General features: G+C 62.9%; 13 protein-coding genes and 1 pseudogene. 5 read left to right on the top strand and 9 right to left on the bottom strand.

The annotated features are described in order from the left end of the window. Positions 1-12 precede the first annotated feature (12 nt). Positions 13-3,201 (top strand): efflux RND transporter permease subunit, encoded by a 3,189-nt coding sequence (locus JQ574_RS33460; protein ID WP_212214511.1) that lies wholly within the window; start codon positions 13-15, stop codon positions 3,199-3,201. A gap of 162 nt (positions 3,202-3,363) precedes the next feature. On the opposite strand, the gene JQ574_RS33455 is transcribed toward JQ574_RS33460, so the two are convergent. The 4 genes from JQ574_RS33455 to araD all read right to left on the bottom strand — a co-directional run bounded on the left by JQ574_RS33455 (position 3,364) and on the right by araD (position 8,614). Then, positions 3,364-4,806: an aldehyde dehydrogenase family protein gene (locus JQ574_RS33455; RefSeq protein WP_212214507.1), complete on the bottom strand. Its 1,443-nt coding sequence runs from the start codon at positions 4,804-4,806 to the stop codon at positions 3,364-3,366. A gap of 51 nt (positions 4,807-4,857) precedes the next feature. Further along, the gene (locus JQ574_RS33450; protein ID WP_212037453.1) at positions 4,858-5,577 is read right to left on the bottom strand and encodes a ribonuclease activity regulator RraA; all 720 of its coding nucleotides are present in this window, start codon (positions 5,575-5,577) and stop codon (positions 4,858-4,860) included. A 57-nt stretch (positions 5,578-5,634) separates the two neighbouring features. Next, positions 5,635-6,726, bottom strand: a complete 1,092-nt coding sequence (locus JQ574_RS33445) for an SMP-30/gluconolactonase/LRE family protein (RefSeq protein ID WP_212214504.1) — start codon at positions 6,724-6,726, stop codon at positions 5,635-5,637. A gap of 148 nt (positions 6,727-6,874) precedes the next feature. Beyond that, complete coding sequence (araD, locus tag JQ574_RS33440) at positions 6,875-8,614, bottom strand: L-arabinonate dehydratase (protein ID WP_212214501.1); 1,740 nt, start codon at positions 8,612-8,614, stop codon at positions 6,875-6,877. A 263-nt stretch (positions 8,615-8,877) separates the two neighbouring features. On the opposite strand from araD, the gene JQ574_RS33435 reads away from it, so the two are divergent. The 3 genes from JQ574_RS33435 to JQ574_RS33425 all read left to right on the top strand — a co-directional run bounded on the left by JQ574_RS33435 (position 8,878) and on the right by JQ574_RS33425 (position 13,813). Continuing rightward, positions 8,878-9,597, top strand: coding sequence for a GntR family transcriptional regulator (locus JQ574_RS33435; RefSeq protein WP_212214498.1), 720 nt, complete (start codon positions 8,878-8,880; stop codon positions 9,595-9,597). A gap of 201 nt (positions 9,598-9,798) precedes the next feature. Beyond that, positions 9,799-10,236: a response regulator gene (locus JQ574_RS33430; RefSeq protein ID WP_212214495.1), complete on the top strand. Its 438-nt coding sequence runs from the start codon at positions 9,799-9,801 to the stop codon at positions 10,234-10,236. Between the two features lie 70 nt (positions 10,237-10,306). Beyond that, entirely contained in the window at positions 10,307-13,813 is a 3,507-nt protein-coding gene (locus JQ574_RS33425; protein WP_212276420.1) for a PAS domain S-box protein, read from the top strand. Between the two features lie 154 nt (positions 13,814-13,967). Here JQ574_RS33425 and JQ574_RS33420 read toward each other — a convergent pair whose 3' ends face one another. After that, complete coding sequence (locus tag JQ574_RS33420) at positions 13,968-14,606, bottom strand: response regulator transcription factor (RefSeq protein ID WP_212001077.1); 639 nt, start codon at positions 14,604-14,606, stop codon at positions 13,968-13,970. Between the two features lie 152 nt (positions 14,607-14,758). Here JQ574_RS33420 and JQ574_RS33415 point away from each other — a divergent pair, with 152 nt between their 5' ends. Continuing rightward, positions 14,759-15,118, top strand: coding sequence for a hypothetical protein (locus JQ574_RS33415; RefSeq protein WP_212214489.1), 360 nt, complete (start codon positions 14,759-14,761; stop codon positions 15,116-15,118). Positions 15,119-15,291: 173 nt separating this feature from the next. Here JQ574_RS33415 and JQ574_RS33410 read toward each other — a convergent pair whose 3' ends face one another. The 4 genes and pseudogenes from JQ574_RS33410 to JQ574_RS35400 all read right to left on the bottom strand — a co-directional run. After that, the gene (locus JQ574_RS33410) at positions 15,292-15,615 is read right to left on the bottom strand and encodes a PilZ domain-containing protein (RefSeq protein ID WP_212214472.1); all 324 of its coding nucleotides are present in this window, start codon (positions 15,613-15,615) and stop codon (positions 15,292-15,294) included. A gap of 3 nt (positions 15,616-15,618) precedes the next feature. Further along, positions 15,619-16,479 carry a protein-glutamate O-methyltransferase CheR gene (locus JQ574_RS33405; RefSeq protein WP_212214457.1) on the bottom strand — a complete coding sequence of 287 codons (861 nt, stop codon included), beginning with the start codon at positions 16,477-16,479 and terminating at the stop codon, positions 15,619-15,621. 32 nt (positions 16,480-16,511) lie between these two features. Beyond that, positions 16,512-16,901, bottom strand: coding sequence for a response regulator (locus tag JQ574_RS33400; RefSeq protein WP_212214454.1), 390 nt, complete (start codon positions 16,899-16,901; stop codon positions 16,512-16,514). A gap of 26 nt (positions 16,902-16,927) precedes the next feature. Next, positions 16,928-17,023, bottom strand: a pseudogene (locus JQ574_RS35400) (chemotaxis protein CheW); the annotation flags it as partial.

Genomic DNA, 17,023 nt, shown 5'->3' with positions numbered 1-17,023 from the left:
CGAGACAGTGTCATGAACTTTTCCAGATTCTTCATCGATCGACCGATTTTCGCGGGCGTGCTGTCGACGCTGATCTTCGTGGCGGGACTGCTGTCGCTGCCGGCGCTGCCGATCTCGGAATACCCGGAAGTGGCGCCGCCGACGGTGGTGGTGCGCGCGCAATATCCGGGCGCCAACCCCAAGGTTATCGCCGAGACGGTATCGACGCCGATCGAGGAGCAGATCAACGGGGTCGAAGGCATGCTCTATATGAGCAGCCAGGCCACGACCGACGGATTGATGACGCTCAACGTCACGTTCCGGCTCGGCACCGATCCCGACAAGGCCCAGCAACTGGTGCAGAACCGCGTGGCGCAGGCCGAGCCGCGGCTGCCCGCCGAGGTCCGCACCCTCGGCATCACCACGATCAAGAGCGCGCCCGACCTCACCATGGTGGTGCATCTGTTGTCGCCGAACGGCCGCTACGACATGACCTATTTGCGCAATTATGCCGTGCTCAACGTCAAGGACCGGCTGGCGCGCATCGAAGGTGTCGGCCAGGTACAGTTGTTCGGTTCCGGCGACTATTCGATGCGGGTCTGGCTCGATCCGCAAAAGGTCGCCGAGCGCGGGCTGTCGGCTTCCGACGTGGTGCGCGAGATCCGGGCCCAAAACGTCCAGGCCGCCGCCGGCGTGGTCGGCGCGTCGCCAAGCGAAGTCGGGCTCGATCTGCAGCTTTCCATCAACGCGCAGGGACGGCTGCAGACCGAAGAGGAGTTCGGCGAAATCATCGTCAAGAACGGCGCCAATGGCGAAGTCACGCGGCTGCGCGACATCGCCCGGATCGAGCTCGGTGCCGCGGACTATTCGCTGCGGTCGCTGCTGGACAACAAGTCCGCGGTCGCGGTGCCGATCTTCCAGTCGCCGGGTTCCAATGCGATCCAGATCTCCGACACCGTCCGCAAGATGATGGTCGAGCTCAAGGCGAACATGCCCGACGGCATGGATTACAGCATCGTTTACGACCCCACGCAGTTCGTTCGTGCCTCGATCGAGGCGGTGGTGCACACGCTATTGGAAGCCGTGGCCCTGGTGGTGCTGGTGGTCATCCTGTTCCTGCAGACCTGGCGTGCGTCGATCATTCCCTTGATCGCGGTGCCGGTTTCCATCATCGGCACGTTTGCCGTCATGCATGTGTTCGGCTTCTCGATCAACGCGCTAACACTGTTCGGGCTGGTGCTGGCGATCGGTATCGTCGTCGATGACGCCATCGTCGTGGTCGAGAACGTCGAGCGCAACATCGAGCAGGGATTGACGCCAAAGGACGCGGCGTATCAGGCAATGCAGGAAGTCACCGGGCCGATCATCGCGATCGCGCTGGTGCTGATCGCGGTGTTCGTGCCGCTGGCTTTCATCACAGGATTGACCGGCCAATTCTACAAGCAGTTCGCGCTGACGGTGGCCATCTCGACGGTGATTTCGGCGTTTAATTCGCTGACGCTGTCGCCGGCGCTGGCGGCGGTGCTGCTGAAATCCCACGATGCGCCAAAGGACGCGCTGACCCGCGGCATGGACCGCGTGCTCGGCTGGTTCTTCCGGCGTTTCAACCGTTTCTTTCACCGCAGTTCCGAAGCCTATGGCGGCGGCGTCAAGCGGGTGATCTCGCGGCGGGCGATCGTGATGGTCGCCTATGTCGCGCTGATCGGCGTCACGTTTGGCCTGTTCAAGGCGGTGCCCGGCGGCTTCGTGCCCGGCCAGGACAAGCAATATCTGGTCGGCTTCGCGCAACTGCCTGATGGCGCGACGCTGGACCGCACCGAAGAGGTGATCCGCCGCATGGGCGATATCGCCTTGAAGCTGCCGGGCGTCGAAAGCGCCGTGGCGTTTCCCGGCCTGTCGATCAACGGTTTTACCAACAGCTCCAATTCGGGAATCGTGTTCGTCACCTTGAAGCCTTTTGAAGAGCGCAAGGCCGCCAATCTCAGCGCGGGCGCGATCGCCGGCCAGCTCAACGGCAAGTTCTCCGCGATCCAGGAAGCCTTCATTGCCATGTTCCCGCCGCCGCCGGTGGCGGGACTGGGCACCATCGGCGGCTTCAAGCTGCAGATCGAGGATCGCGCCGGGCTGGGCTATGAGGCGCTCAATGACGCCACCAAGGCGTTCATCGCCAAGGCCAGCGCGGCGCCGCAACTGGCCGGACTGTTCTCCAGCTATCAGGTCAACGTGCCGCAGCTTTATGCCGATATCGACCGCACCCGGGCGCGACAGCTCAGCGTGCCCGTGACCAGCGTGTTTGAAACCATGCAGATCTATCTCGGCTCGCTCTACGTCAACGACTTCAACAAGTTCGGCCGCACCTATTCGGTGCGGGTGCAGGCGGACGCAAAATTCCGCGCCCGCGCCGACGATGTCGGGCTGTTGAAGGTGCGCTCCGACACCGGCGAGATGGTGCCGCTGTCGGCGCTGCTGAAGATCAAGGAGAGCGCCGGGCCGGAACGCGCCATGCGTTACAATGGCTTCCTCACCGCCGATCTCAATGGCGGTGCGGCGCCCGGCTATTCGACCGGGCAGGCCCAGGACGTGGTCGAGAAAATCGCGGCGGAGACCTTTCCAAAGGGCATCGCGTTCGAGTGGACCGACCTGACGTATCAGGAGATCATTGCCGGCAATTCGTCGCTGGTGGTGTTTCCGGTAGCGCTATTGCTGGTATTCCTGGTGCTCGCCGCGCAATATGAGAGCCTGACCCTGCCGCTGTCGATCATCATGATCGTGCCGATGGGATTGCTGGCGGCGATGCTCGGCGTCTGGCTGACCAAGGGCGACAACAACGTGTTCACGCAGATCGGGTTGATCGTGCTGGTGGGACTGTCGGCCAAGAATGCCATCCTGATCGTGGAGTTCGCGCGCGAGCTGGAATTCGCCGGACGTACGCCCGTGCAAGCCGCGATCGAAGCCAGCCGCTTGCGGCTGCGGCCGATCCTGATGACCTCGCTTGCCTTCATCATGGGCGTGGTGCCGCTGGTGATCTCCACCGGCGCAGGTTCCGAGATGCGTCATGCCATGGGGGTTGCGGTGTTTTCAGGCATGATCGGCGTCACGGCGTTCGGCATTTTCTTTACGCCGATGTTCTACGTGCTGCTGCGCGCCTTGGCCGGTAACCGGCCGCTGACGCAGCATGGCGAGGCATCGGTGGGAAATATCGCGCGCCATCCGGCCGAGTGAGGATGTGGTCGTGTCCCGGACGCGGTGCAGCGTGTCATAAGCGCGTTTACGCGCGTCTTCGACACGCTATGGCTCCGCAGAGCCGGGACCCACACTTGTGTCGCGGACATATGGACCCCGGCGCTGCGCTGCGTCCGGGGAACGCACATTGTCAGCAGTTCGTTACGGCAGCGTGTAAGCTGTCTTCACCGTCGTATAAAACTCCGCCGCGTATCTTCCCTGTTCGCGGGCGCCGAAGCTGGAGCCTTTTCGGCCGCCGAACGGCACGTGGTAGTCGACGCCGGCGATCGGCAGGTTGACCATCACCATACCGGCTTCGGAATTGCGCTTGTAGTCGCTGGCGTATTTCAGGCTGGTGGTACAGATGCCGGATGACAGGCCAAAATCGGTGTCATTCGCGGTCGCCAGCGCTTCGGCGTAATCCTTGACCCTGATGACCGCGGCCACCGGCCCAAAGATTTCCTCGCGCGCGATCCGCATCGTGTTGCTCACGTCAGTGAACAAGGCCGGCTGCAGATAGAAGCCGGGCGCATCGCGGTTCAGACGCTCGCCACCGAAGGCGAGTTTTGCTCCCTCGTCCTTGCCGATCGAGATATATTTGAGATCCTGGTCGAGCTGGCTCTGATCGACCACCGGGCCGATATCCGTGCCGGCCTTGACGGCGTCGTCGATCTTCAGGCCGCGCATCCGCTCGGTCAGCGCCTCGACGAATTTGTCGTGGATCCCCGCGGTGACGATCAGGCGCGAAGCGGCGGTACAGCGCTGGCCGGTGGAAAAGAACGCGCTGTTGGCGGCGCATTCCACCGCGACTTTCAGGTCCGCGTCGTCGAGAACGACCAGCGGGTTCTTGCCGCCCATTTCGAGCTGAAACTTCTTCATCGGCCGCGAGGCGATGCAGGCCGCGGCAACCTTCTGGCCGGTGGAGACCGAGCCGGTGAAGCTGATGGCCGCGACATCAGGATGTTCGAGCAGGACGGCGCCAACTTCCGAGCCGCGCCCGAGCACGAGGTTGAGCACGCCCTTGGGCAAACCGGCGCGGTGCAGGATATCGACCAGCGCCCACGACGAACCCGGCACGAGGTCGGCGGGCTTGATCACCACGGTGTTGCCATAGGCCAGCGCCGGCGCGATCTTCCAGGCTGGAATCGCGATCGGGAAATTCCACGGCGTGATCAGGCCGACGACGCCGAGCGCTTCGCGCGTGATCTCGATGTCGATGCCGGGGCGCACCGAAGCGAGCTTCTCGCCGGCCATCCGCAGGCATTCGCCGGCAAAGAACGCAAAGATCTGCCCGGCGCGCGCGACTTCGCCGATGCCTTCCGGCAGCGTCTTGCCTTCCTCGCGCGACAGCAGCCGGCCCAGTTCGTCCTTGCGCGCGAGGATCTCGTCCGACGCCTTCTTCAGAATGTCATAGCGCACTTGCGGCGTCGATCGCGACCAGGCCGGGAATGCGGCCTTTGCAGCTGATATCGCGGCCTCGGCTTGCGCGCGCGTGCCGCGCACCGCCTGGCCGACAATGTCCTTGGTGTCGGATGGGTTGACGTTGGGCGCGCGGGCGCCATCGGACAGCCATTCGCCGTCGATCAGATTGTTGAACATCAGCATGATGTGGACTCACTGTTGGAGAAAAACGCGTCGGTGCCAGCCGGCGGCATATTATCGCCCATTGGCCTTGCGCCAAGCCGCAAAATCCTTGGGCGTCTGCTCGTCGGTTGCGGGGTAGAGGCCGAGGATCGAACGGCCCTTGCGCACCTCCTCGGTAACAAAATCCTCGAACGCTGTCATCTCGACCGCCTCGTCGGCGATTTCATCGGCAAGATGCGCGGGGATCACGATCACGCCGTCGCTGTCGCCGAGAATGACGTCGCCGGGGAACACCGGCGCGTCGCCGCAGCCGATCGGCACGTTGATCTCGATCGCCTGGTGCAGCGTCAGATTGGTCGGTGCGCTCGGCCGCTGATGATAGGCGGGAAAGCCGAGCGCGGCGATTTCAGCCGAATCGCGAAAGCCGCCGTCGGTGATGACACCGGCCGCGCCGCGCTTCATCAGCCGCGTCACCAGGATCGCGCCGGCGGAAGCCGCGCGCGCGTCCTTGCGGCTGTCCATGACAAGCACCGCGCCGGGCGGGCAATCCTCGATTGCCTTGCGCTGCGGATGGGCACGGTCGCGAAACACCTCGATCTTGTTGAGGTCTTCGCGCGCCGGCATGTAACGCAGCGTGAAGGCTTCACCGACCAGCACCGGCTGATTTGGCCCGAGCGGATGCACATCCTGGATCATCTGGATGCGAAAGCCGCGCTTGAACAGCGCGGTGGCGACGGTAGCGGTGGAGACCGTTTTGAGTTTGTTGCGGGTGGCGTCGCTCAGTTTTGTCATGGTTTTTCCCTGGTTCGTCATTCGGGTTCGCTTCGCGCCCCGGAATGACAACCTTAATTACACCGCCCCGTGCGATTCGACATACAGCGCGTACACGGAGTGGCAGCTCGTCATATAGAGGCGGTTGTTCTTCGGGCCGCCGAAACAGAGGTTGGCGCAACGCTCCGGCAGCCGGATGAAGGCGAGCGGCTTGCCGGCGGAGTTGAACACCATCACGCCATCGAGGTCTTCGGACTTGCCCTTGAGCTGGAAGACTCTGCGGCCGCCGACATCGGTGGGCTCGGCCTGCAGCGCGCCGTTGCTGCCCCAGCCGCACCACAGATTGCCGTCGCGATCGACCCTGAAGCCGTCGAGCGCGCCCTGGTCGGCGGCGTCGATCAGCTTGGTCCGGCTGCCGAGCGCGCCGTCGGCGTTGACATCATAGGCCCAGATGCTGCGGTTGGGGGTGCCCTTCCACTCGACCACGTACAGCTTCTTTTCGTCGGGCGAGAAAGCCAGGCCGTTCGGATTGACGATGTCGGTGATGACGGCTGAGATCTTGCCGTCCTTGTCGATGCGGTAGACGTTGGTCGTGGCCTGTTCGGGCTTTTCCTTGTTGCCCTCCCACTCGCCATTGATGCCGAACAAGGGATCGGTGAACCAGATGCTGTCGTCGGACTTCACCACGACGTCGTTGGGCGCGTTGAGCCGCTTGCCTTCGAACTTGTCCGCCAGCACCGTGATCTTGCCGTCCGTCTCGGTGCGGGTGACACGGCGGGTCACCGAATGCTCGCAGGTGACGAGACGGCCCTGGCGGTCGCGCGTGTTGCCGTTGGCATAGTTGGCGGGGCTCCGGAACACGCTGGTCTGGTTGGTCTTCTCGTCGAACTTCATGATCCGGTTGTTCGGGATGTCGGAGTACAGGAGATAGCCACCTTCCGGGAAATAGGCCGGGCCTTCGGCCCAACGCATGCCGGTAGCGACCTGTTCGATCGTAGACGAATAGATCCGGTATTTTGCAAAGCTCGGATCGAGGATCTGCACCGAGGGATCGGGATAGCGCTGATTCATCGTGAACGGGAATGATTGCGCACCTGCGGCACGGGAAAGCAGTGTGGTGGCCGCGGTGGCGCCGGCTGCGGCGAGGATGTTGCGTCGTGTGATGCTCATGGCTGGTCCTCCCTGGGATATTTTTTGTTTGGTAACAGGTCTTTCTGTCATTCCGGGATGCGCCCCCTTGGCGCAGGCCCGGAATCCATAACCACGAGCGCGAGTATGGATTCCGGGCTCGTCCTTCGGACGCCCCGGAATGACGGTGCTAATAAATCGACGGCTCCCCCACCGGCTTGCCAAAACCGGTTTCAAGAAAATCGAAATCGCAGCCTTCGTTGGCCTGCTTGATGTGCCGGGTGAACATCCAGCCATAGCCGCGCTCGAACCGGCGCTCCGGCGCCTTCCATTCCGCGCGGCGCTTTGCAAGCTCCGCCTCCGGCACATCGAGGTTGATGGTGCGGGCGTCGACGTCGAGGGTGATGCGGTCGCCGTTTTTCACCAGCGCCAGCGGGCCGCCGATATAGGATTCCGGCGAGACATGCAGGATGCAGGCGCCATAGCTGGTGCCGCTCATGCGCGCATCCGACAGCCGCACCATGTCGCGCACGCCCTGCTTCACCAGTTTTGTGGGGATCGGCAGCATGCCCCATTCCGGCATGCCCGGGCCGCCCTGCGGTCCGGCATTGCGCAGGATCAGCACGTGATCGGCCGTGACGTCGAGATCGGGATCGTCGATCGCCTGCTTCATCGACGGGTAATCGTCGAACACCAGCGCCGGCCCGGTATGCTTGAGGAAGCGCGGCTCGCAGGCGGACGGCTTGATGACGCAGCCATCGGGCGCGAGGTTGCCCTTCAGCACCGCGAGCGCGCCTTCGGCATAGATCGGGTCCTGCACGGTTCGGATGACGTCGTCGTTGTAAACTTCGGCGCGGGCGATGTTCTCGCCGAGCGTCTGGCCGGTCACGGTCATGACGTCGAGGTGCAGATGCTCCCTGATGCGGCTCATCAGGCCCGGCAAGCCGCCGGCATAGAAGAAATCCTCCATCAGGTATTTGTCGCCGCTCGGACGCACATTGGCGATGACAGGCACCTTGCGGCTGGCGATCTCGAAATCATCGAGCCCGATGTCCTGGCCGGCGCGGCGGGCCTGCGCGATCAGATGGATGATTGCGTTGGTCGAGCAGCCCATCGCCATCGCGACCGTGATCGCGTTCTCGAAGGCCTTTCGCGTCTGGATCTTGTTCGGCGTCAAATCCTCCCACACCATCTCGACGATGCGGCGGCCGCATTCCGAGGCCATTCGGATGTGGCCGGCGTCGGCGGCCGGGATCGAGGATGCGCCCGGCAGGGTCATGCCGATCGATTCGGCGATAGCGGTCATGGTCGAGGCGGTGCCCATGGTCATGCAGGTGCCGTAGCTGCGGGCAATGCCGGCCTCGACATCGACCCAATCCTTGTCGGAGATTTTGCCGGCGCGCCGCTCGTCCCAGAACTTCCAGGCGTCCGAGCCGGAGCCCAGCGTCTTGCCCTTCCAGTTGCCGCGCAGCATCGGCCCGGCCGGAAGATAGATCGTCGGCAGGCCCATGCTGGTGGCGCCGAGCAACAACCCCGGCGTGGTCTTGTCACAGCCGCCCATCAGCACGACGCCGTCGACGGGATGACCGCGCAATAATTCCTCCGCGTCCATCGCCAGCATGTTGCGATAGAGCATCGTGGTCGGCTTCAGGAACGATTCCGACAGCGACAGCGCCGGCAGCTCCATCGGAAAGCCGCCCGCCATCAGGATGCCGCGCTTGACGTCGTCGACGCGGGATTTGAAATGCATGTGGCAGGGCTGCGCATCCGACCAGGTGTTGAGGATCGCAATGACGGGACGGCCCTTCCACTCCTCCGGCGCGTAGCCCATCTGCATCGCGCGCGAGCGGTGGCCGAAGGCGCGCAGATCGTTAGGCGCGAACCAGCGCGCGCTACGAAGCTGGTCGGGGGTCTTGTTCTTGTCGGTCATGTCGGCACCCCTTCGTAGGATGGGTGGAGCGAAGCGATACCCATCACTGTTCCCGATGTGGTGATGGGTTTCGCGAAGTGCTCACCCATCCTACGGACCGGTAGGGGTTACGTTTGCTCATGATTGAGTACCCCATTTCTGGACGGTGTTGCGCTCGATGGTGCGGAAGATCCGGCGGTCTCTACGCATTGACGCCCTCAGGGAGGTGCACTAATATATTAGTGTATTTGAGGCAAGCGCCTTCTGAAAGGACCGTTGTTCCGATGGGTCCAACGCCAATCGCCGCCCGCCGCGCCGCACCGCGTTCCCCCGAGCGGCTCGATCGCGACCGGCAGGCAGCGCCCCAGGTTTTCGAGCGTCTGCGCGGCATGATCATTTCGCTGGAACTGCCGCCGGGATCGCCGCTGTCGCGGGCCGCTTTGGCCGGGCAGTTCGGAATCAGTTCGACGCCGATCCGCGACGCCCTGATGCGGCTGGAAGAGGAAGGCCTGGTCGACGTGTTCCCGCAATATGCGACCGTGGTCAGCCGGGTCGATGTGCGGTCGGCCCAGCAGGCGCATTTCCTGCGGCAGGCGGTCGAGCTGGAGATCGTGCGCGGGCTGGCTATCAGCCATGACGAAGCCTTCGTCGCCGGGCTGAATGGAACAATCGTGCGCCAACAGCAATTCGCCAAGGCCGGCGAGTTCGAAAAATTCATGGCCGCCGACAATGAGTTCCACGCCCAGCTCTACACGGCGGCCGACAAGCAGGACATCTGGACGCTGGTGCGCAGCCGCAGCGGCCATATCGACCGGCTGCGCCGGCTGCATCTGCCCTCCCCCGGCAAGGCGCAGGACATCGTTCGACACCACAGGCTGATCGCCAAAGCAATCGACGCCGGCGATCCGGACGGGGCGCAGAAGCATCTGCGCACCCATCTGTCGGGAACGCTCAGCGAACTCGCCCAGATCCGCGCGCGGTATCCGGAATATCTGAGCGACTGAATACCGCAAATTAACCGCGCCATCAGGACGAATCGGTTCCGTTGATGCGGCGAATCGCACGCTGTCTACCCGACAACAGGCGGATTACGGCTTTCGGCAGGAACATCTGCAGCCGGGAAACCGTTGCAGGAAAACAAGGTTTCAGCGAAAATCGCAACCTGCCGTTGACCTGATTCCAGCGGGCGCCCGGAGAACCTTCTTTTGGCAAGAATATTGATTGTAGACGACGATACCGCGGTTCAGACGACGGTCCGCCTCTTGCTCGAGCGCGCAGGCCATAGCGTGGTCACCGCCGGTGATGGCCGTAAAGGGCTTGCGCTGTTCGAAAAGGAAGATTTCGATCTGCTGTTTCTCGACATCTTCATGCCGGGAATGGACGGGTTCGAGACCATGCGGCTGGCTCACCAGCTGCGGCCACTGATACCAATCGTCGTGATCTCGGGACGGCCGATATCTTCGGAAGAAGGCGGCGCCCCCGACTTCCTGACCATGGCGACCAAGCTTGGCGCCGTCTCCAGTCTGCAGAAGCCGTTCAAACCGGCGGCCCTGCTGGCGACCGTCACGAGCTGCCTGGAGGCCGCCAAACGCCTGTCGTCAAGTTCATCCCATGCCCCCGGCGGAGTTGCTTCCTGTCCGTAATGCGAAATAGCATTGCCGGGTTCGCCCAGCCGCTTGCCCGGGATGAACGGGAGGGCGAACGAATCAAAAAATGACGCTCACAACCAGGCTTGCCATCGCCATGATTGCGTTGGTCGCGCTCGCGGTTTCCGCGGTCGGCTGGCTGAGTTATCGCAACCTGGAACAGGCACTGCTGCTGCGCGCCCGCGACCGCATCGAGACGCATTCGCGGCAGGTCGCGACCGACCTCGAATATCACGCAGCCAGCGCTACAGGAGATGTCGCGGGCTTTCGTTCGGCGGCGGCGTTGCATGGATTGGTCCGCGCCCGAAGGGCGGGCGGCATCGATCCAGTGGATGGCGTCTCCGAAAAGACCTGGCGCGACCGGATAGCGACCCGCTTTGCGGCGGAGCTCGAAGCCAAGCCCACTTATGCGATGCTGCGGATCTTCAGCTATGATGACGACGGCCGTGAGATCGTCCGCGTCGACCGCATGGGCCCAAACGACACGGTTCGGATCGTTCCCGAAGAGGGACTGCAGAAGCGAAGCAACCGAAACTATTTCACGGAAACGCTCGCGCTCGGTCCCGGACAAATCTACGTTTCGCCGCTCGATCTTGGGCGCCGCGATGGACTGATCGAGGAGAGGCACAGGCCGACGATTCGGATCGCGACGCCGGTCTTCGCCGATGATGGCAAGCTGTTCGGCATTTTCATGATCAATGTCGATATGCGGCGGGCATTCGACCGCGTGCGGTCGTCGGTGTTGCCGGGCGAGACGATCTACCTCGTCAACCGGCAGGGCGACTATCTCATTCATCCCGATCGTTCACGCGAGTTCGGCACGCTGCTCGGCACGCCCAACGACTGGAAAGCCGACTTTCCACAACTGGCGGCGCAGGCAGGGGCAACCCGGGGCGTCGCCGAAATCATCCCGGATCACGCTGCCCGCTCGGGCGGGATAGCTCTCGCCCCTGTCCTGCTGGCTGGTACCGAATGGGTCGGCGTGATCGAAACCACCCCCAACGCCGTGATCATGGCGCCGGCCGCCAGCATCAGAAACACCTCCCTTCTGGTCGGAACCATCGCTGTATTGTGCGCGGCAGTGCTGGCCCTGCTGATCGCGAGGTCGCTGACCCGGCCGATCGTTCGCCTGACCGCCGCCGTGCAGGGCGCCGCCCGGAACGGGAAAATCGCCATTCCGGTTGACGCCCGCGGCGAGACCGGCGTGCTGGCGCGTGCGTTCGCGAATGTGATCGAGGAGGTCAACGAGAAGACCGCAGCACTGCAGCAGGAGGTTCAGGAGCATCGCCGCACCATCGCGGCGCGCGACCACCACGCCGAGCGCGAGCGCCTGTTCAGCGCGGCGGTCGAATCATCCAGCGACGCGATCATCACGACGTCGCTCGACGGCACGGTCACCGGCTGGAACTCTGCCGCGGAACGATTGTACGGATACAGTGCGGCGGAAGCGGCCGGCAAGAACATCGCGATCCTGATGCCCCCCGGCCGGCTGCCCGAGGCGCAGGATATCCTGCGCCGGATCGGCTGGGGCGAAAGCATCGAGCACAACGAAACCACGCGTCTTCGCAAGGACGGCACGCCGGTCGAGGTTTCGCTCAGCATTTCGCCGATCAAGGCGCCCTCGGGCGCGACCATCGGCATATCGAAGGTTGCCCGCGACATTACCGACAGCAACAAGACCCGGCTGGCGCTGCGCCAACAGGCCGAGGAGCTTCGCCGCGTCTTCGAGACTTCGCAGGACCTGATCATGGTGACGGATTCACAGGGATCCGTGGTCCAGATCAGCCCGAGTTGCGCCGTCATCCTGGGCTATTCGCCCGGCGAGATGATCGGCCGCAGTGGAGAAGACTTCATCCATCCCGATCATCTCGAGAACTCGCGCCAGGAAATGCGCGCCCTGCGGCGCGGGCAACGCCCGACGATTGCGGACACGCGTTGCTTCCACAAGAGCGGACGCGAAGTGTGGCTGTCCTGGCTCGGGGTCTGGTCCCAACCGGTGAGACGGTTCTTCTTTGTCGGCCGCGACATGACCGAGACCCGCCGGGCGCAGGAAACCTTGCGTGAAAGCGCACAGCTGGCCCGCGGGATCATCAACACGGCGCTCGATGCCTTTGTCCAGATGGATGATCAGGGCACGATCGCGGACTGGAATTCGCAAGCCGAGAATATCTTCGGCTGGACACGGGATGAAGCGGTCGGAGCCAAGCTCAGCGACCTGATCATTCCGTACGCCCATCGCGACGCGCACACGGCCGGCCTGGAACGATTTCTGCGCACCGGTGACGGGGTGATCCTCGGCCGCCGTCTCGAGATCGACGCGATGCGCCGCGACGGCAAGGAGATCAAGGTCGAACTGAGCGTCACCGCGCTGAAGCGCCGCAACGGCTTCGTGTTCAACGGTTTCATACGCGACCTCACCGACAAGATCGCCACTGAGGACCGCATCCGGCAGTCCGAGAAGATGGAAGCCGTCGGCCAGCTCACCGGCGGCATCGCGCATGATTTCAACAACATCCTGACCGTCATCACCGGGACGATCGAAATCCTGGCCGACGCCGTCAAGGACGAGCCGCAACTGGCGGCCATCACGCGGATGATTGACGAAGCCGCGTCGCGCGGCGCCGACCTCACCCAGCATCTATTGGCGTTCGCGCGCAAGCAGCCGCTTGAGCCTCAGGAAACCGACGTCAATACGCTGATCATCGACACCGCGAAACTGCTGCAACGTACGCTCGGCGAGCATGTCGAGATCGAATCGGTATTCGAAGACGAATCCTGCCCGGCGATCGTCGATCCCAATCAACTGGCCACCGCCATCCTCAATCTCGCCCTCAACGCCCGCGATGCGATGCCTGACGGAGGCAAGCTGATCATCGAAACCGGCATGGTCGTCCTCGATGAGCAATACGCCAGGACGCACAATGACGTCCGGCCGGGCCGCTACGCGATGATCGCGGTCAGCGATACCGGAACCGGCATTCCGGCAGCAATCCTCGACAAGGTGTTCAATCCGTTCTTCACCTCGAAGGGGCCCGGCAAGGGAACCGGCCTCGGGCTCAGCATGGTCTATGGCTTCGTCAAGCAATCCGCCGGCCACATCATGATCTACAGCGAGGAGGGCCACGGCACGACGATCAAGATGTACCTGCCGCCGGCCTCAGGCGCGTCGCTTGCGGCCGGGCCGAGCCACGGGCCGACGGTCGAGGGCGGCAATGAGACGATCCTGGTGGTCGAAGACGATGCGCTGGTGCGCAATTACGTGCTGACGCAACTGCATTCGCTCGGCTACGTCACGCTGGATGCGGGAAACGCGACGGAGGCGCTCGCGATCGTCAACGCCGGCCACCCGTTCGACCTGCTGTTCACCGACGTGATCATGCCCGGCCTCAACGGTCGCCAGCTCGCCAACGAGATGCTGAAGATCAAACCCGAGCTGAAAGTGCTGTTCACGTCAGGCTATACCGAAAACGCGATCATCCACCACGGCCGACTCGACGAGGGCGTGCTGCTGCTGGCCAAGCCCTATCGCAAATCGGATATGGCCATCATGATCCGCAAGGCCCTCGGCGACTAGAGCCTTTTCCGTTCCGATTAAATCGGAACGGGGCTCTAGATTTCTAGATTATACGCGTTTTCTTGACGCGAACCGGTGTCCACTTCGCTGGAAAACGCGCTAGCGGCCTACAGCTGCCGCGAATTCTCGCGAAAGCTGCGCCGTCGCCGTCCACTCACGCCTGACGCGACGTGGTCATCACGATCCGGACCAGGTCGGCGGCGTTGCGTGCCCCGAGTTTCTTCATGATGTTGGCGCGATGATCCTCGATGGTCCGCGGGCTGATCCCGAGATGCCTGCCCGCTTCCTTGTTGGACGCGCCGGCGGTGAACTGCTCGAGCACCTCGCGTTCGCGGCGGGTGAGCGGTTCGCGCCCGGGAAAATGCAGCGTCGCGATCCGGGACGCGGAGTTGTTTTCCGCCTGCCGGCGCGCATAGGCCTCGATCGCCTCGTCGAGCCGTGCGACGATCTCGCTGCCACGGAACGGCTTTTCAATGAAGTCCAGCGCGCCGCTCTTGATGGCGTTGACGGCCATCGAGATGTCGCCTTGCCCGGAGATCATGAAGATCGGCGCAGGATAGTCCTCGCCGTGCAGTTCCTTCAGGATGTCGAGGCCCGACTTGCCGGGGATATGCACGTCGAGCAGGATGCAGGACGGCGTCCGGGTTCTTGCAACGGCCAGCAATGCGGCGCCGTCGGCGAAACAGATGACCTGATAACCGCCCGCCGACAGCACCATGGAAAGCGTGTCGCGAACGGCGGGGTCGTCGTCGACTACAAAGATCTCCCCGCGGGAGTGGGCTTTCTCAGCCATGTTTCATCTTCCATGCATGGTGAAACGTGACGCGCACTCGATATCGGTACTCAACTCCATACCGCATCAAAACGCCCCCGTATTTGTACGGGACGTTGGCTTAACGCACAAGTAGCAACGCGCCCCTAAAAAGTAGTCCGAGGAGTGCAGCTATGAACCCCCAAGGCGGCGGCATCGCGATCGAACCTGACGACCGAAGTAACGCGTACCGCTCGGTGGTGTCCGATGTCATATCCCTGATTGAGCATGTCCAGGCGAGCCTGAGGCTGATCGAACGGGAGATCGCCCGCGAAACCGCGTCCGGCAGCCAGGACATCTCCACCGATATCGTTGTGCTGGATGATGTGACGCCGCCCTATGTCAGGGCGACCGCGGCGTTGAGGGCCTGTGACGCCAATCTTGCCATCGCTCTCCACTCGCTGCTAGACCCTATGACACCGTCCAATACACCGGAGCAGGTCGCCACCGATTATGTCTGGAGTTCGCCGGCGCTTTCGGTTCTCAGCGCGTAAGCGAACAGCGGCGCCGTGCCGCAGCAGCCCAATACGGCCATCTGAGAGGACATCGAACCGGCCAGCCTGTGCCGGCGGGCGTTTGCCGCCATCCCGTGCCGGATGTTGCCCCGACTTTTCGGCAATCGGTGATTTCACCGCCTGACCGGCGGTTCGGTGCGGAAGCTAGACGCTCAGGACATCATCTCATCGGACTTCGACGCCGCGCCCGGCCGCTTCTTGCCGTTCTTGCCGCGCAGGAAGTGAATGTCCATGTCCGTGCCGTTGACGCGGACCAGTTCGCAGCGGCGATAGGCGAGCCCGGTCGACGACAGCAGCAGAAAGAACTCCTTGAGGTTGAGACCTTGAATGGAGCCTTCCACGGTCAACGTGGCGTCGCTATCGGAGATCGAGTTGAGTTGGCAATCCCGGCGCCAGGTTCCGTCAATCGCCATGATGCAGACGTCGTACCCCCGGCTGAACGTGACGCGCTCGGCTGCCTTGTTCTCTTCGGACATTCCTCAACGCCCCGCCATTGCCGCGATTTTCGGCATCGCTGCCGTTGCCGCCCGCGCTGCGTTCGGCCGATAGAGCCCACGCTTGTCCGGAAATGGCTTGAAGACATCGGTCAAGCCTACCACCGTCTCCGCCGCGCCCAACACCAGGAAGCCGTCCGCTTCCATCGACTTGGCAAGGCGGCCGAATATGTTGATCTTGGTGTCCTGGTCGAAATAGATCAGAACGTTGCGGCAGAAGATGACGTCGAACATCCCGAGCTGCGAAAAATCGTGCAGCAGGTTGAGTTGCCGGTGCTGCACCATGGCGCGGATGTCGGCATTGATCTGCCAGAGCTCGCCGTTCTGCTTGAAATATTTGACCAGCATCTGGATCGGCAGGCCGCGCTGGACCTCGAACTGACTGTAGATGCCGGCCTTGGATTTCTCGAGCACTTCCTGGGAGAGATCGGTCGCGATGATCTCGATCCGCCATCCGGCGAGGGCCGCGCTCATTTCCTTCAGCGACATGGCCAGCGAATACGGCTCCTGACCGGTCGAACCGGCGGCGCACCAGATCCGGATGCTCTTGCGGGCCGCGCGTGCCTTCAGCACCTCGGGCATGATCGAATCGCGGAAATGATCGAACGGCACCTTGTCACGGAAAAAGAAGGTCTCGTTGGTGGTCATGGCTTCGACCACCTGGGCGACAATCGCTGGCGCCCCGCCCTTCATTTTCTGCACGAGTTCGCTGATGCCGGCGAGGCCGCATTTGCGCGACAGCGGCAGCAGGCGGCTTTCGATCAGGTACTGCTTGTCTGCGGACAGGTCGAGACCGGAATGATCCTTCAAGAGCTTACGCAGATACTCATAGTCTGGCGGGGTCACGGGTGGCCTCTCAACGGCAAGCGGAAAAGGATTTAGACGGGTGTCGGTTCGGTGACTTCGATCAAGCCGACTTCCTTGAACTTGTCGGCGACGATGTCCTTGTCGAACGGCTTCATGATGTACTCGTTGGCGCCGGCATGCAGCGCACGCGAGATATGGTCCATGCCGTTTTCGGTGGTGCAGAACACCACCTTGGGCGCATCGCCGCCGGGCAGTCGGCGCAGATGGCCGAGGAATTCATAACCGTCCATCACGGGCATGTTCCAGTCGAGCAGGACGGCATCCGGCATCGCGCGCTTGCAGACTTCGAGCGCCTTCTCGCCGTCCTCAGCCTCGGTGATCTCAAAGCCCATCTCTTCCAGGATGCGGCGCGCGATCTTACGCACGACACCGGAATCATCGACGACAAGACATGTTTTCATTTTTCGACCTCCTTATGCCGATCGTTCTATGCTGCGAGTGTGGTGGGCACGATTTCGAGGACGCGATCGACATCGAGGACGACCATGAGCTGGCCGTCGAGGCGGTGGACGCCGCCGGCGAG

It is taken from the genome of Bradyrhizobium sp. AUGA SZCCT0158, assembly GCF_018130065.1.
Classification (GTDB): domain Bacteria; phylum Pseudomonadota; class Alphaproteobacteria; order Rhizobiales; family Xanthobacteraceae; genus Bradyrhizobium.
Note: the sequence above shows the minus strand (reverse complement) of the source record. Positions and strands in the feature narration are given on the sequence as shown.